Origin of the sequence: Paracnuella aquatica, assembly GCF_003332885.2 — a bacterium.
Classification (GTDB): domain Bacteria; phylum Bacteroidota; class Bacteroidia; order Chitinophagales; family Chitinophagaceae; genus Flavisolibacter; species Flavisolibacter aquaticus.
This window is the reverse complement of record NZ_QOWJ01000024.1, coordinates 1-16,344: the sequence shown is the minus strand read 5'-3', so window position 1 is coordinate 16,344 and position 16,344 is coordinate 1. Positions and strand designations below refer to the sequence as shown.

Below are 16,344 nucleotides of genomic sequence, written 5' to 3'. Positions count from 1 at the left end.
AAATACAGGCGGCTAATGCCAAGACAAAGGAGACTCTAAGCAGTGTTAGTTTGGTTTTAATATTTCTCGTGTAAGTCTCCATAGAAGCACTTGGTCTTGTTGCCCATAACGGAACGAAGCTTTGTGAAGTAGCGGTATTTGGAAACCTGCTGCTTCATATACTTCCCACCGCCGATAGTTGTTTTATAGTTTAAATGTAGTTTTTCAGCCGCTATTTTGCAAAGCTTGTGTTATACGCCTTCATTAGATCACTTCATCAATTTTCTCTGAAGTTCACATAGCCACTGCTTAGGATTTTATATTTCGTGTAGCGAAATACTTTTGCTTTATCAGGGTCCATTTCCGTTATAGGGTAATTCTTGGGATAACCTTTGTCTTTATAAAACTGTCCCGTAAAGCGAATAACATCGCCAGTATAACCGATAGTATCAGCCAAGGTTAAGGTGCTGTCGGCTGGCTCAACGAACATTGACCTTTCTGCAAGTCCTCCGCTTTCTTGATATTGTTCATGTTCACTTGCCTTAACCCAATTTGCGCATTGACAAGCCCAAGCCACATAGCTTAAATCTATTGTCCGAACTGTGTCTTCCAACTCGTCTGTATAAGTGGGATGGAATTTGGGACGTTCAGTAGTTTTAGAGACATCTTTTTGTAGTTCTTTTTTATTGGCCTCTTTAGAAACACAACTGAAAAGGGAAAAGACAAATATGATAACTCCAAATTTCATGAATGTCACAAGTGGCGTATAACGGTGAACAAATTTCTGAAGCCAAGGTATTCCGTGGTTCTTCAGCTTCACTTTTGCTCCTTAGTTGAATAAAGATATTGCGTTAGGCATTTGTTCATCAGCCTTGGTTTTAGAAATTTGATGTTGTAGGCAGTCTCTATCCTTGCCAAACCCTGATGTCAGTCACAATGTCTTTGTCGTTGAAGGTGATTATCAAACTGCCTGTATTAATACCAGTTTTGGAATAACCTAAGTAGTATCTAAACTCAGAGCTGGCAAGGTCTCCACCATTGCCCAACAAATCAATTATTTGTTTTTTAGTCATGCCAACCAGCTTATACCTATTTCTCAAATCATTCATCATGTCCCAACGTAAGGTCATGTTTTCTTCACGGTTAAGATTAGCAGTCTTCCACACCTCTGAATTGAACTTTTCATGAGGAATTTTCCCTCTCAGCATAAATGCTGAAAAAATGATGGCTACAATAATAAGAGGTATTCGTAACTTTTTCATTTAGGGAGTGTCACTTTAGATTGCCTACAACGGAACGGGGCTTTACGCAGTGCGGGGCTCCGCTGCCCTGTCGTTTGGATAAAGATAAGAACCCACCACAATCGAACAAAAGTCCAGCCCATGTTCTTCAGCCCGCATTGCGAGAAGCCTATGTTACCGGCATTCAGCTCTCCGGAGTAGCCGTGATCAAAATCCCAGTAGACTGGAAGCTAATATGGTTATGAACAGGAGTATGTTAATTAGAACGTCGTACCAATAAATTCTTCTGTCCGCGTCATGATTATACCACTTTGTTTGTTTAAAAGTATTGATTATGTATTTCCCAGTGGTGGCCAAAAGCAGCTTATTGAGTAGCCAATACACCAATAGAAAAATGAGAAGTGTTTTTAGTGAAGAAGCGGAAGAGGTCAGAGAGAACTTGCGAATGTCGTCTGATTGTCCTGCGATGCTGAGTATTGCCAAACTAACTCCGATTGTCAACCAAACTCGGAAAACATGCCATTTGTTTAGATCAAGCAAAGTTTCGAACGTAAGTAACAACAAGGGAATTCCCAGACTGAACAAAAAGATTCCGACATCAATCGCATGATCGGAAAGAAAACCAAACAAGAATGCAGTCAGCAAGATGGCTGCTACCAAAAATGTAAGAGCCAATAATATTTTTTGTCTCAATTGAAGTTTTGGTTTGGCCATTCTGATTGCCGGTAACATCTATTATACGAACTTACCACATTTCCCCGCAAACCCATCTATTAGCCTTGAAATCGTTCCCCACCAACACCTTACCTGCGCCCAACTCGAGTAACTCAAACCGCCCTTCCCAATCCAACCATCAATGCCAGCTACCCCAAAAACGCACCACCGATGGTTCTGGCTACTTTATTTGCGCACCGGTCGGATGCCAAGGCAGTTTATCCAGCGGGCTACCGATCGATTCTACCCGGACCCGGCTGACTTGGGTGTAGCGCATCGTTGTTTTGAGGCTACTGTGGCCCAAAAAACTTTGAATATAGCGTACATCTGTTCCGCCCTCCAGCAGGTGGGTGGCATAGGAGTGGCGTAAGGAGTGAATGCTGCCCACCTTATGAATACCCGCTTTTCGTTTTGCGATGTGCAGCACTTTTTGTGCGCTGCGGGTGCTGTAGACCCCACCTTGTTCCCCTTCAAAAAGGTAGTCTTTCGGCCTGAATGCAATAAAATATTCGCGGAGGGTGTGCAGCAGCAACTTCGATAGCGCTACCATCCGGTCTTTTTTACCCTTGCCGCAACGAATGTGGATCATCATGCGCTTCGAATCAATATCAGTGATTTTCAGGTTTACCAATTCGCTTACCCGCAAGCCGGCGGAGTAGGAGGTCATTAATAATGCCCGGTGTTTTAAGTTGGCGGTCTTTTGAATCAGGCTCACTACTTCTTCTTCGGCAAGTATCTGCGGCAGCTTGGCAGGCTTTTTCGGACGAGGCAGGTCGTAAAACTCACGGGCCCGGCCTTCCACTTGTTCAAAATAAAATTTCAGTGCATTCACTGCCGTATGCACATGCGTTTCGCTATAGCCTTTCACCTTGATCAGCCAGAGCAGGTACGATTGCGCATGGTTTTTAGTAAGCGTTGCAATAGCCACGCGGCCCAACAGTCGGAGCAGCAAATGCAGTTCGTTGCAATAGTTGCGCATCGTGTTGTGGCTGTAACCCTTCAGCCGGATCATGCCCTGGAAGCGGGTAAAGGCTTCCAAGTTTTCTGCGCTCAGCGGGTGTTCCATAATGATGCGGGCCCGTTGCCTGGAAAGTTGCGGTGCGATTTCGCTATTGGCTACCGGTTTCGCAGAGGCAATCGGTTGCACAGCTTTGCGTTGTTCCAGGTACCATTTTAGCGGTGCGGTGTTCAATGTTATATCAGTGCCCAAGGTTTCTTTAATGGCCTCGTAACCAAGCCGCGACAAGGGCAGGTACCAACAGCGGTGGGTGCGGGTCCAGCGGATGCCTTTGATCTGCTTTACATTTGCCTGCAGCGAAAAATCGCTAAAGAATAAAGCGATGCATTCCTGGGCTCTGTGGTACAACGGTGCAAGTGTAACAACTGGCATAGGTAAATTTTTTACATAAAAACCTGGGATTTCCGCTTGGTGCCGCACTTTTTCAACCAGTACAAGAAAATGAGTTTTAATCTAAAATGAATTTGTTCTTTGCTTCAATGGCACCCTCTTTTTCACTCTATGAATATAACTTAATATGTTCATAAATGCTAAGCCGTTTAGTATTGTGCGCAGCACTTAGTTTAATTGTTAACCCGGCTTAATTTTTTAAAACGGAAACTTCAATGCGATAAAATACAAATATGAGCATCGCATAAAGCGGAAAAGGATAGACAGTCGATGCCACTTATTTAACATACCAATTGCCGCGCTGCGGAGGATTCAAGCACATTGCCGGTTTTGCCAGACAAAAGAATTGATCAACAGAAATCATCATGCGACCTCGATTTCCGCCTCTCCAAAAGGCAAATTTTCCGTTTTGCGAAGCAATGTTTCCCTATATAGTAAATGCAACTGCAGACCTTTGCATCCTGAAAAAGGATGCGATGCAGCAGGGCAGTAGTGAAACAAGTGTTTCGCGATGGGAGTGTGACCGGCGTTTAATAAACGAAATGCATCTCAAAAAATAGCAGTTTTTTATTAAATGACGCTGCAAGGCTAGCGGCTTCATTTGTAATTTTACGGCCGCAAAAAACGCGGGCATCAGCAGGCTACTCGTGTAAAAGAGTAGTCTTTTAAATACAACGATTCGAACAAACGATAAAGCAGTAACCATGAGATTTGCGATTATTGGTCTCTTTGCCCTTTCTTCTTTGTGTGCGGTAGCGCAGCCCGGTGGCGGATCAGCTGCGCCGGCCCATCAAAACACATTGCTCAATCAGTCATTTTGGCAAGCGGCTCCTGATGTTGCCGCGGTAAAAGCGGAGGTCGCTAAAGGACACAGCACTTCGGAAATGAACGCTGGTTCATTCGACCCCGTGGTGCTGGCCATCAACGCCGGTGCGCCTACCGAAACAATCCTCTACATGATCGAGCAAAACGGCAATGATGTTAACCGCATCACCCACGATAGCCGTACCTATATTTTTTGGGCAGCTAACAAAGGCAACACCGATGTGATGAAATACCTGCTTTCGAAAGGCGCCAAAACCAATGTGCAGGACAGTCATGGCGCATCGCCACTGACCTTTGCGGCCGGTGCTGGGCAAAAGAATACAGCGGTGTACGACCTGCTGATTGCAAATGGCGTGGACCTGAAAAAAGATATGAACCACGATGGCGCCAATGCGTTGCTGCTTTCGGTGGGCAACGATCCCGAACTGGCGCTGGCCGGTTATTTTGAAAGCAAAGGCATTGCCCTCAACAGCAAAGATGCAGCGGGCAATACAGCATTCAACTATGCCGCCCGTGCCGGTAATATTTCCGTAATGAAAAAATTGCTGGCCAAAGGCATCAAGCCAACCGACAACGCGATGGTGATGGCCGCAATGGGCTCCCGCCAAGGGCCGGCCAAAATGGAGGTGTACCAATACCTCGAAAGCCTTGGGATCAAACCTTCGGTTGTAAATAAAACCGGCAGCAACGCTTTGCACTACCTGGTACGCCGCCCGGGCCAGGCCGAGCTGGTTAAATATTTCCTGGGCAAAGGCACCAACGTAAACCAGGCCGATGAAGACGGCAACACCGTATTCATCAGTGCTGCGGCCGGCAATGCCGAACTGGCTACCATCGAGTTGCTGCAACCAACAGTAAAAGATATTAACGCTGCTAACAAAGCCGGCGCAACGGCTTTGGCAATGGCGGTGCGCAACAACAGTGCAGAAGTAGTGCAGTATTTACTGGATAAAGGTGCCAACATAAATGCAGTTGATGCCAAAGGGAATAACCTGGCTTACTACCTGGTGGACGCTTATACGCCGCAGCAGGCTGCCCGCTTTGATAGCAAACTAAAGCTGCTGCAGGATAAGGGATTTAAGTTGAATGCGCCTCAAAAAGATGGCAATACATTGTATCATTTAGCGGTAGCTAAAAACAACCTCGACCTGCTGAAAAAGATCGCGCCGTTTGGTGCCGATGTTAATGCCCGGAATAAGGAAGGCATTACTGCATTGCACAAAGCAGCAATGATCTCTAAAAACGATGCGGTGCTGCGTTACCTGCTGGAGCAAGGCGCTGCTAAAGATGCCAAAACAGAGTTCGACGAAACTGCGTTTGACCTTGCCCGTGAGAACGAGTTTTTGACCGGTGCAAAGATTTCAGTGGACTTCTTAAAATAAAGACAGGATGCGTACTATGAGACGAATGTTGGTTGCGGCTTTTTTACTGGTAGGTTCTATTGCTGCATCGGCGCAGGGCACCGCAAAATATAAGTGCATGATCCAGATGAACAGCTACCTGGGCGAAGGCGCTTACATTGTGGTGTCGCTGGTGAAAGGCGATACATATGAAAAGACGCTTTATGTGCTGGGGCCCGATAAAAAATGGTACCCCGATTGGAAGGAATGGCATAAGGCGTACAAAAAGAAACCGACCAATATCAGCGCCATCACCGGAGCTTCGGTAGCCGGCGGCGACCGCTCGGTGGTAACGCTGGAAATAGATAAGGCCAAAATCAACGCGGGTTACAAGCTGCGTTTTGAAAGTGCTGTTGAAGACAAACCTTACCATGTAAAAGATGTGGAGATTCCGCTCACTACCGAAGCGCTGGCCGCCAAAACCGACGGCACCGGCTACATCAGGTATGTGCGTTTCAGCGGCAGTTAATCTTATTAAATAATGATCATTTCTGTTTGGAGATATAGTCACTTGGCACTGGCTATATCTTCTTTTTTATTACTCATAGTAGCATCCGTTACCGGCATCTTTCTGGCCGCCGAGCCGGTTATAGAAAAAGCACAGGGCTACAAGGTTGATGGTTTTGATACGGTTACGCTGGCGCAGACCGTGCCGCTGCTCAAAGAAAAACATCCCGGCATTCAGGAACTGGTTGTTGATGACAACGATTTTGTCATCATTAAATACGCCACTGAAGAAGGCGGCGACCAACAGGCATATGTGCATCCCGTAAGCGGCGAAATACTGGGTGTGCCTGCCGAAAAGCGGCCCATTTTTCAATGGATGACCAACCTGCACCGTTCCTTGTTTTTAAAAGAAACAGGACGCATACTGGTGGGCGTTGCTTCTTTTTTGTTGATCCTGATTGCAGTGTCCGGCGTGTTGCTGGTAGTGCAGCGCCAACAGGGCTGGCGGTATTTTTTTGCAAGGGTTGAAAAAACCGGTTTCGCCCAATATTACCATGTGGTTTTCGGGCGGCTTTCCCTGTTCTTCATCTTGGCCATAGCCGTTACGGGCACTTATTTGGCGGTGTATCGTTTTGTGCCGCCTCCGGCAAAAGCAAGCCTTAAGATAAACGAAGACGCCATCAAAGAGGAGCCAGCGCGGACCCTCTCGGAGTTTCCTTTGTTTCAGCAAACGCCCTTGGCTAACGTGCAAAAAGTGCAATACCCTTTTTCCGATTTCCCGGAAGATTATTACAATGTACAACTACACGATCGGGAAGTCTGCATCAACCAGTTTACCGGCGATGTGCTGGCCGAAGAGCAATATTCAAAAACCTATCAATTAGCGCAATTTAGCCTGCGTTGGCACACCGGCCGGTCGGGCACCATCTGGTCTATTATTTTAGGATTGGCCAGTGCATACATCTTGTTTTTTATCTACTCCGGTTTTGCCATTACTTTAAAAAGAAGGCGTGGCCGTACGGCAAATAAATACAAAGCTGCCGACGCCCAAATAGTGATACTTGTTGGTTCGGAAAACGGCGGCACGTTTAAGTTTGCCGATGCTGTGTACAAGCAACTGATCAAGCATGGCAAGCGGGCTTTTGTTACCGATGTCAACAACTATACTGCGTATCCCAACGCAACGCATTTGGTGATCATGACCAGCACCTATGGCCGTGGCGATGCACCTTCCAACGCAAAAAAGTTTGCCGAAAGGATTCAACGGTTTCCGCAGGCGCAAGCCATTCAATATTCTATTGTAGGCTTTGGTTCGAGGAGCTACGATCATTTTTGCAAAACTGCGTTTGATATGGAAGCGTTGTTGCAAAAAGAATCTTGGGCCGCCGCCATCACGCCGGTATTTACGGTCAATGATAAATCGCCGCAGGATTTCAGCAACTGGCTCACTGAATGGACCCGCACCACAGGCTTTGCCATGACGATGCCCCGCGAATTGCTGGCGACTAACATTGAAGGGTTGCACAAGCTTTCGGTTGCCAGCCGCACCGAGCCCGATAGTGAAGCGGCGTTCATCATGCGCCTTCGTTCCCGCAGCTTCCGCGAAGCTGTTTCCGGCGATCTGTTGGCTATTTATCCAAAAAAAGATCACCGCGAACGGCTGTACTCCATTGGTAAAATTGGCAATGAGCTACAACTGAGCATCAAGCTGCACGATCATGGTCTTGGTTCTAATTTTCTTAATGCATTACAACCAGGTGATTCGCTGAAAGCAAAATTGGTAAAGAACCAGCATTTCCGTTTTCCTAAAGATGCGCAACGGATTGTGATGATATCGAACGGCACCGGGATTGCACCGTTCCTGGGCATGATCTGCGAGAACAAAAAAAAGCTGCCCATTGACCTTTTTTGTGGCTTTCGCAATGGTTCGTCTTTTGCGCTGTACGAGCCATTTTTGAACGAGCAAATGGCGCTTGGTAAACTGCAAGGAGTGCATCTATCCTTATCGCGTGAAGCGGAGCGGGAATATGTAAGCCACCGCATTTTGAAGGAAACCAATGTAGTGCTGCAATGCCTGCAACAGGGCGGTGTCATCATGATCTGCGGGTCGCTGTCCATGCAGGATGATGTGATGGTTGCACTGGCCGAAATCTGCGCTGGTATTGGTCCAGGTGCGGTTGCCCAATTTATGGAAAAAGGTAAGATCCTGACGGATTGCTATTAACTAATGATAATGAAAAGGCTTTGGTCATTTGCATTCTTGCTGTTGCTCGCTTTTCCGGCTATTAGCCAAGTGGTGCGCACCAGGGATGCGTTGCTCATGGGCGGCCGTTTTGATATTACCATCGTCGCTACAGATTCGGTAACTGCAGAAAAAAACATCGACACCGTGATTGCAGAAATCAGCCGGATCGAGCACCTGATCTCCGACTGGATTCCGGCTTCGCAAGTATCGCTGGTAAACCGGCAGGCGGGCATTGCACCGGTAAAAGTGGACCGTGAATTGCTCGAACTTACCGAACGGGCCATTGCCATTTCAAAGCAAACAGATGGTGCTTTTGACATCAGCTTTGCCGCTATGGAAAAGATCTGGCGTTTTGATGGCAGCATGACCGCCATGCCCCACCGCGACTCGGTAAAAAAAGCGGTTGTGCATGTGGGTTATAAAAACATCGAGATCAACAGGGACAGCAGCACTATCTTTTTAACGAAGAAGGGCATGAGGATTGGCTTTGGTGCATTGGGTGAAGGTTATGCTGTGGATAAATGCCGGGCAATGATGGAGGCAAAAGGCATTACTGCTGGTATCATCAATGCCACCGGCGATATACAGGCATGGGGCACACAACCCGATGGGCAGCCCTGGAATATCGGCGTTACCGATCCATTCAATAGGGGAGCACTGCTTGCTGCAATACCACTGCAGGGTGGCATAGCCACGTCGGGTAATTACGAGAAATATGCCCTGATCAATAATAAGCGTTATGCGCACATTATTGACCCACGAACCGGTTATCCGGCATCCGGCTTAACCAGTGTAACGGTAACCGGGCCCGGCACCGAAATGTGCAATGCGTTGAGTACGTCTGTAATGGTGTTGGGAAAGGCCGCTGGCCGCAAGTTGCTCAAGCGTTTTCCGCAGTATCAGTACCTGATCATTACCGATAAAGGCAAACGCATTGTAAGCAAAGGGCTCAAGTTGGAGTATTTGTAAATGCTTACTGGTTTGCTATACAGGCGGCTACCCACTGTGTAATAATGTTTTTTAGTGCCTCCTCATTTTTACTGATAGCAGCACTATTATTGAATGTCGCAACAGCGCGGTCGTTGGCCTTCCAATCCAGCAAGCCACTGTCATCCTGTATCAGTCTTTCCGCCGGCTGCATCTTTTTCACTGCGCCGCGATGAAACACCAGTTGTATATTTTTCGGCGGGAAGATTTTCATCGTAATGCAGTCCAGCGAACCGATGCTGTAATTGGGCGCATTCCATTTTACACTTTCAGTAAGGCCAGCTGCAGCATCCAGCACCAGCTTTCTTAGGTGCTCTATTTCCTGACGCAGCGGGTGGGCTGCTGCATCTAAAAAATGCGTTGTGTCCCTGTTCAGCAAAATGTTTTGAGCGTTCATTGTTCCTGCCTAATTGTTTAGATTGATTCATTAAAATGCGTGGCAATATATCACTGCATGCGCAATCGTTTGTGCAAACTAATCCGGTTTAAATTCTGTTTGTGCGCTAAATTTAGCCCATCTGCTGCTACATTTTTTATTCGTGTTGTAGCCGCTTGGTTGTTCACCCCATCTACACTTTATGAATACTGCAACGCTGGGCCAGCATACGCAAACGGGCAAAAAACATTTCGAAATTTTGGATGGACTGCGCGGCGTGGCCGCGTTGGCGGTGGTCGTCTTCCATTTTATGGAATGGGTGTTTTCCGATTTCAGCAAAAACTTTATTGCCCACGGTTTTCTGGCCGTTGATTTCTTTTTTTGTTTATCAGGTTTTGTTATTGCTTACGCTTATGATAACCGTATTGAACAGATCGGTACGTTGCAGTTTATCAAATTGCGGCTCATCAGGCTGCACCCTTTGGTAGTACTTGGTTCGGTGTTGGGGTTGCTTGCGTTTTTGTTCGATCCGTTTGGTACGCCAGCTGCCGACAACAGCGCAGGCAGAACGGCACTTCTGTTTGTGGCATCTGCTTTGCTTATTCCAGCGCCAATCATGGCAGACCGTGCTTTCAACCTGTTTGGCCTGAATGCGCCATCCTGGTCGCTTTTTTGGGAATATGTAGCGAATGTCGTTTATGCATGGGTGCTATATAAGTTGGGTCGCCGCTCATTGACGGTTTTATTGGTGATCGCTGCCCTTGCACTTGGCTATGTCAGCTTTCGCGCCGGGAACTTATTGGGCGGATGGTCGAAGGATAATTTCTGGGATGGCGGAGCCCGTGTGGCTTATTCTTTTTTGGCAGGCATGCTCATCTACCGCTGCAATTGGGTCATTAAAAACAAACTTGGTTTCCTGGGCTTGTCGGTATTGCTGATGCTCGCATTCCTGATGCCCTGGTCGAAGTGGAACTGGATAACCGAGCTGGTGGTTGTGCTGTTGTATTTTCCGCTGATTGTAGCGCTGGGCGCAGGTTCCAACCTTACAGCAGGATTGGAAAAGCTGTGTCGTTTTTCCGGGAATATTTCCTACCCACTATACATGACGCACTATGCAGCCATCTGGATGTTCGGAAATTTTTTCACCAAGTTCAAGCCGGGCATGGGCCAGGTTGGCTTGATCATTGTGGCGGGTACGCTGTTCATGCTGGCATTTGCCTACCTCACCATGAAGTTGTATGATGTGCCTGTAAGAAAATATTTAGCCCGGAAAATGATGCAAAACAAAATGCCGTAGGCTGATGCACGGCATTTCATTGAGATTGATTGAGTGATGAAGAATCTATCACTCGAATGAAGCGGTAACGCTAAGATTCTTGTGTTCTTTTGTTTCCAAGATTAGGTTGACTGCTTCCATGACTCGCATCTTCATTGCGCTGCGACAGGCGCATGTCACGGGTATTTTTTTGCACCGCAATAGCGGCAAAAAGACTCAGTAGAAAGGACATTGCATAAAAGCCTTTTTCGCTTCTGTCCAGGGCTGCATTCCATAAGCCTACGGTGAGCAACACAATGCACAACAGCGTGCTAAACCAGGAAAGCCCATAATATATGTTGGTTACCGGTATGCTTTCCATTTGATCCCGCACTGCTTTTTGCACTGATATAGCGGAGAATAGCCCAAACATCAATACGGTAAAATAATAGCCTTTCTCGTTTAGTCCCATGTCGGCATTCCAAAGCCCGATGTTGAAGGCGCTGATACCAATGATGAGGGCCGCCCAGGATGCACCGATAAATGCAGCAGAAGGTTGGTTGAGTTGCTTTTGTTCCATACAATTTGTTTTGTTGCAACAAACATATTGCAGGAGTGGAGCAGTGTTTTTGACGAATGTCAAAAACTGGCTGTGGGTCTGTTAAATAGGTTTGCGGATGCGGCTGAGCGTTTCCTGGCTGATGCCCAAATACGAAGCTATATAACCTAGCGGTACCCGTTCAATAATGTGCGGGTTTTGTTGCAACAGGTCCTGGTAGCGTTCGGTTGCCGTTTTAAATTGGGCATTCACAAAGCGTTCCTCCAGCCGTATATAATATTTTTCATAAATGGTGCGTACCAGGCTTTCTATTGGGTGGTATTGTTTCATCAGGCCCGTAAGCTGCTCTTTTGAAATGGCCCACAACACGCTGCCTTCCAGCAGTTGGATATTTTCTACCGCAGGCTGCTGCGTAATGAAACTGTGAAAAGATGTGACAAAATCGTTTTCGAATGCAAACCAGTGCGTGATGGATTTGCTGTCAACATTATAGTAACCGCGCAGCGCACCCTGTTGTAAAAAGTATAGGTGCCGGCAAACCTTTCCCTCGGTAACCAGGTATTGCTGTTTGGCGCGAACCACTTCGTGCAGGCAGGATTGCAGCGCATCCCGTGCATCGTCGCTCAGCGCCTGGTAAGCACCGATGTGTTTGAGCAATTGTTCCATTTATAGCGGTAAGTGGTGGTAAATAACCTATGCAAAAATCGAATGGACTTAAATCCGTTGTTGCCTTGCTGGTTTATTGTGTTTAAACGCTTTCGCCATGATGGAGAAATGCATGAAGAGGCGGTTCTAGTTAAGTGCAGATTTACTTTAAATATTCAATGTTTCTGCGGCGGAAAATTGTTCCCCCCACAAATCTTTCATTACTTCATTCAGGTCTTTCAACATCTGGCTGCCATTGCCGAAGTAAGATGCACCATGCATCGTGGCAAGGGTTTTGGGCTGCAGATCGGCCAGCTCATATAACATCTTTTTCGTTTTATGATGGTAAGGTGTATAATCCATCAACGGGCCTGCTTCGTACACCCGCATCGACAACCTGTGCGCTTCCAGTATGTCCTTATCGGTAAGCGCTGCGGTGTCGCCATTTTGATGCAGCAGGTCGGAGCATAACAATGTTTTATCGGTTTCTTCAAACAGTACGCCGGCATCCCAGCCATGCGGCAGGTGTGGCGTATGTATAAAACGAAAACGGCGCCGTCCGGTTTCCAGTATTGACCCGCTTTTCATAGCATGTGCTGGCCGCAAGGCAAAATCAGCCATGTTGACCAGGGCACCCACTTCGCTGCAAACGGTTTGTGCATGTGGCGCCACTTGCAGCCATTCATTAAGGGCGCCGCATTCGTCTACCTCAAAATGACTGAACCCAATCCAGCGCAGCAGCCGCGGATCAATCAACGTTTTCACCGCATCGTATAACACAGGGAACAGTTGCCGGAGCCCCGCATGGTACAACATCGGCTCATCATCCTTGATCAAAAAATGATTGAATTGCAGGTCCATTTCCGGTATGAATATGCAAATGCGATAAACATCCGGTGCGATTTCGTTGATCTTAAACATAAGCTGCAGTTTATGGGTGTTTGCAAAAGGCTTTGTTCCGTTACGTTTCCCAGGGAATCAATATACTAAATCGCAGAAATAGAATCGCGTCGAGTCTGAATTTGAAAACAGCCTTTGAACCCTATCACTGTCGGGATGATGATAGGTAAAAACAAGAATGGTATCACCCAGATCGTTAGGATCCCACCACTGCGGCTTTTCAGAAAGGTCCGGTACCTGCAGTGAAAGCTCTGACCGGTCTGATTTGGTTAGTTCGTAGGCGCCTTTAGCCAAGATCCGTTTTATTTCCATTGGGCAGGACTGAACCTCCAACCAGATGCAACAGTCAATGAAGGGCACCATTTGATCTCTAAGATTCAGCACATTTGTACAACCCTCAGGTTTCCACCCAAAAATGGCGGTATAGATTTCCCGGCCATTTCGTTTTTGAATAATCTTGGTGGAGGCAATTTTTTCATACGAGCTTGACGCGAACCTAAAAGCGGCGATGCCGGCAAGAGCAATAAATAATACTACAGCAGCAATTGCCCCATAGATTGCAGCCATCTTTCGCTTTTTAATTCCATAAAGCAACAAACCGAAAGCGAGGAGCATGCAACAGATCAAAGTAATCATCCAGTATAACATAAAGAATGGAACGTTGTTTTTGGTCCGCCGGCAGTCTACAGCTTTCCGTGAATACTTGGGGTAATGAGCACTTGAAACATATTCGCAGAACCAAAAAAAATAGGTGTCATCAGTTATTTTCCGAGATCGATCAATATTACCTGATTTGCTACAGGTAGATGGTTAAACAACCGCTCTTTAGCACTAATAGAGAAATTGCATGAAGTCGGCAATGAGTGAGTGGCCATTTAGCCGCGTAAACAGCATAAGCCGGTAGGTTTTTTAAACAGCCTGATGTAAATGTAAGTTTGTGTTGACCTGCCCGATCCATGGGTATTTCTAACAAGCATCATTACAATAATTTTTGTGAGTAAACACCTAAAAAAAGCGCTACCATCCAGGAATGTAAAAGTTTTTATAAGTCAGGTTCGCTTCTTTTATAGCCGCCATTACATAGGTTGATTGTTGCATGGCGGAGGCTGGCACCAGGCCCGCAAAGGTAAACTTACAGCCTTTGGCTTTTGCCATCTTGATAATTTCTATCGACGGACTGCTGGCTAAATTGTTGATCTCGATAGCAATATTATTTCGCTTGGCCATGTCTAGCAGCCCTTTTGCCATTTCGCTGTTGAGCGCTTTTCCTTTGTGCGCCCAGATATTTATTTTGTTTCCGCCAAGCAATGTCTGTGCTGATGTTAGATCAATGCTTTCGCCAACAATATAATCAGCGCCAGCTGACGGTGCTGTTGCCTGGTTAGCGGCATTCACTTTTATGCCGGTAAATAGGGGGCGGTTTTTTGCTGCTATAAGTTCTCCAGCAGCGGCGGCAGTTTTAACCAGCGCCACGTTGATGCCCGTGGCATAAAAATAGTCGGCAAGTTCCTTTGCTGATAAAGCCGTCTTTGGGTTTAAGTCGATAAAAGGAATCTGGCGACCCTGCAACACTACGAGGCTGTCGTGCCATGCGCCCCATGCAGTAGCAGTGAGATTTGAATGGGCATTATCCGGCAGGCGACGAACCCGGAAACTTTTGTATTGCATTTTGCTGAGCGTATCATGCCCCTGCAGACTGAAAGTTCCTTTGCTCAATCGCTTTACTGCTGCAAAAGTTTTTTCCGGCTGCCGGTAGTCAACAGTTTTCATGCCGTTCAGCCAAACTTGCACCCGGCTATTTTCTACACGGGCCTTAAGCGTCATCCATTCACCGTCTTTGCCAAAAGCTTTGTACAGGTTCCGTACACCATAAAGGCTTGCGGTTTTTTTGAGTTCGATATAATCGCCTTCGCCAATATGCGTATTGTTTACTTGTATTTCCATCCCCTTAGTGGGCCATCCTGTTTCCTGGTATTCGGTGTGAAAATATATTCCTGTATTTGCCAACTTAGAAGTTTTCACCACCACTTCCAGTTCAAAATTTTTGAAACCATCCTCCAGGTGTTCGCCTTCATAAAATAGATGCGAACGTTTGCCTACGGCCTGAAAGGAACCGTCCGTTACAGACCATGTAGCAGCATTTTCGCTGGCTTTCCACCCGGTAAAATCTTTTCCATTGATTAGTTCCACCCATCCATCTTCGAAGGAAGAGGGGGAGTGGTTTTTGTGATCGTAAGGTTTAAAAGCCAGAATAGCAAGGATGCAAATGCTCCACAGTTGGGGCAATCTTTTCATTGACCAATATTTCCACTAAAATATTTTAAACTTCTAAGTTTGGTAAAAAAACAAAGCATGCCGTAAGATGAATTTAGTTCTAACCTTCAATGGCGGGTTAAAGTTTTTCGCATCTCGGACGACGCTGACCAAGGGCTATGATTTGTTCAAGGATTGAAAAAAAATCTGATGCGCAAGTGCATTCAATTCTACTGAGCCGAAGCTAAAGGCGATATGTTGCCGATTGGTCAGGCATCCCACCATGCTATTGACAATGCCGTTGTTAGCGTCCCGCTATCACATTGATCAATTTATTTTGCGGGATCACTATTGAGATAATAATCGGGCATTTTTAATTTGTCAGATTCCACGTCCCATATGATACTTGACACTTTCCAACCCTGTGGTGTTTTGATCAACTGAAAGCTGTTAACACCTCTTTCGGCAGCTGAATCCATGTTATTGATGTATGTTTTATAACTACTCATTCTTTGTGCAACCCTGCCAAATTGATCGGTAGTTCCTTTGATTTCTTCTTCATGAAAGGAAGTGATGCCATTGGTTTCGACCAGGTTTTTATACACCGTTACAAATTGATCGATGGTCATGGTTTCCAGTGTATCATTTCTGAAATTAAGCAGTTGTGCTTGCGGCACGAAGTAGTTTTTTATATGCTCGTAATTTACTTGCGCTCCCTCTTTAAAAGAGATAATCTTATAAGTATCGGCTACGGCTTTTGTTATTGCCTCATCTTCAGGTGCATGCGAAATGTCTGCTTTTTGAGATTCCGTTTTTTGAGTTGATGCTTGACAGGAAACAAATACGAATAGAATTAAGATGGGAAGAAATTGTTTCATAACTGAATACTTGATGGTTTAAAATGTGTATGAATGATTGGACGTTGAGCCCAGTGCCAAGGGAAAAAGTATTTAAGGAATGCTGGAGGTGCGTTACTCCTTTCTGGTAAGGTAGATGAACTTGTAAATCTTCAGCGAAAAGTGGACTAGAATAGTAGTAAATTAAGAGAGGGTTTCCATTCACTCACCTCAAAAACAATGATCATGGAAACAAGACCTCAAAAGCCCTCCA

15 protein-coding genes are annotated in these 16,344 nt (G+C 46.2%); 5 read left to right on the top strand and 10 right to left on the bottom strand.

From position 1 onward, the window contains the following. Positions 1 to 256: 256 nt before the first annotated feature. The 3 genes from DRJ53_RS20505 to DRJ53_RS20490 all read right to left on the bottom strand — a co-directional run bounded on the left by DRJ53_RS20505 (position 257) and on the right by DRJ53_RS20490 (position 3,324). Entirely contained in the window at positions 257 to 727 is a 471-nt protein-coding gene (locus tag DRJ53_RS20505; protein WP_114237548.1) for a hypothetical protein, read from the bottom strand. A gap of 157 nt (positions 728 to 884) precedes the next feature. Continuing rightward, positions 885 to 1,241, bottom strand: a complete 357-nt coding sequence (locus DRJ53_RS20500) for a hypothetical protein (RefSeq protein ID WP_114237547.1) — start codon at positions 1,239 to 1,241, stop codon at positions 885 to 887. Between the two features lie 874 nt (positions 1,242 to 2,115). After that, a complete protein-coding gene (locus DRJ53_RS20490; protein WP_206609854.1) occupies positions 2,116 to 3,324 on the bottom strand; it encodes a tyrosine-type recombinase/integrase in 1,209 nt (402 codons plus the stop codon). Positions 3,325 to 4,046: 722 nt separating this feature from the next. Here DRJ53_RS20490 and DRJ53_RS20480 point away from each other — a divergent pair. The 4 genes from DRJ53_RS20480 to DRJ53_RS20465 are packed head-to-tail and all read left to right on the top strand — an operon-like array spanning position 4,047 to position 9,228. Next, positions 4,047 to 5,549 carry an ankyrin repeat domain-containing protein gene (locus DRJ53_RS20480; RefSeq protein ID WP_114237544.1) on the top strand — a complete coding sequence of 501 codons (1,503 nt, stop codon included), beginning with the start codon at positions 4,047 to 4,049 and terminating at the stop codon, positions 5,547 to 5,549. A 16-nt stretch (positions 5,550 to 5,565) separates the two neighbouring features. Continuing rightward, positions 5,566 to 6,036 (top strand): DUF2271 domain-containing protein, encoded by a 471-nt coding sequence (locus DRJ53_RS20475; protein WP_206609853.1) that lies wholly within the window; start codon positions 5,566 to 5,568, stop codon positions 6,034 to 6,036. Between the two features lie 12 nt (positions 6,037 to 6,048). Further along, positions 6,049 to 8,238 (top strand): PepSY domain-containing protein, encoded by a 2,190-nt coding sequence (locus tag DRJ53_RS20470; RefSeq protein WP_114237542.1) that lies wholly within the window; start codon positions 6,049 to 6,051, stop codon positions 8,236 to 8,238. 9 nt (positions 8,239 to 8,247) lie between these two features. Beyond that, on the top strand, positions 8,248 to 9,228 hold the full coding sequence (locus tag DRJ53_RS20465) for an FAD:protein FMN transferase (protein WP_175580773.1): 981 nt from the start codon (positions 8,248 to 8,250) through the stop codon (positions 9,226 to 9,228). Positions 9,229 to 9,232: 4 nt separating this feature from the next. Here the strand turns inward: DRJ53_RS20465 and DRJ53_RS20460 are convergent, their stop codons facing one another. Further along, the gene (locus DRJ53_RS20460; RefSeq protein WP_114237541.1) at positions 9,233 to 9,643 is read right to left on the bottom strand and encodes a DUF1801 domain-containing protein; all 411 of its coding nucleotides are present in this window, start codon (positions 9,641 to 9,643) and stop codon (positions 9,233 to 9,235) included. Positions 9,644 to 9,824: 181 nt separating this feature from the next. On the opposite strand from DRJ53_RS20460, the gene DRJ53_RS20455 reads away from it, so the two are divergent. After that, positions 9,825 to 10,919: an acyltransferase family protein gene (locus tag DRJ53_RS20455; RefSeq protein WP_114237540.1), complete on the top strand. Its 1,095-nt coding sequence runs from the start codon at positions 9,825 to 9,827 to the stop codon at positions 10,917 to 10,919. A 70-nt stretch (positions 10,920 to 10,989) separates the two neighbouring features. Here DRJ53_RS20455 and yiaA read toward each other — a convergent pair whose 3' ends face one another. The 6 genes from yiaA to DRJ53_RS20425 all read right to left on the bottom strand — a co-directional run bounded on the left by yiaA (position 10,990) and on the right by DRJ53_RS20425 (position 16,112). Next, positions 10,990 to 11,457 (bottom strand): inner membrane protein YiaA, encoded by a 468-nt coding sequence (gene yiaA, locus DRJ53_RS20450; protein WP_114237539.1) that lies wholly within the window; start codon positions 11,455 to 11,457, stop codon positions 10,990 to 10,992. 81 nt (positions 11,458 to 11,538) lie between these two features. Continuing rightward, entirely contained in the window at positions 11,539 to 12,102 is a 564-nt protein-coding gene (locus DRJ53_RS20445) for a Crp/Fnr family transcriptional regulator (RefSeq protein WP_114237538.1), read from the bottom strand. 147 nt (positions 12,103 to 12,249) lie between these two features. Beyond that, positions 12,250 to 13,002, bottom strand: a complete 753-nt coding sequence (locus DRJ53_RS20440; RefSeq protein ID WP_114237537.1) for an oxygen-binding di-iron domain-containing protein — start codon at positions 13,000 to 13,002, stop codon at positions 12,250 to 12,252. A gap of 57 nt (positions 13,003 to 13,059) precedes the next feature. Continuing rightward, on the bottom strand, positions 13,060 to 13,548 hold the full coding sequence (locus DRJ53_RS20435) for a hypothetical protein (RefSeq protein WP_123893744.1): 489 nt from the start codon (positions 13,546 to 13,548) through the stop codon (positions 13,060 to 13,062). A 450-nt stretch (positions 13,549 to 13,998) separates the two neighbouring features. Then, positions 13,999 to 15,276, bottom strand: coding sequence for a DUF1080 domain-containing protein (locus tag DRJ53_RS20430; RefSeq protein ID WP_114237535.1), 1,278 nt, complete (start codon positions 15,274 to 15,276; stop codon positions 13,999 to 14,001). 290 nt (positions 15,277 to 15,566) lie between these two features. Next, positions 15,567 to 16,112 carry a hypothetical protein gene (locus tag DRJ53_RS20425; RefSeq protein WP_114237534.1) on the bottom strand — a complete coding sequence of 182 codons (546 nt, stop codon included), beginning with the start codon at positions 16,110 to 16,112 and terminating at the stop codon, positions 15,567 to 15,569. Positions 16,113 to 16,344 lie beyond the last annotated feature (232 nt).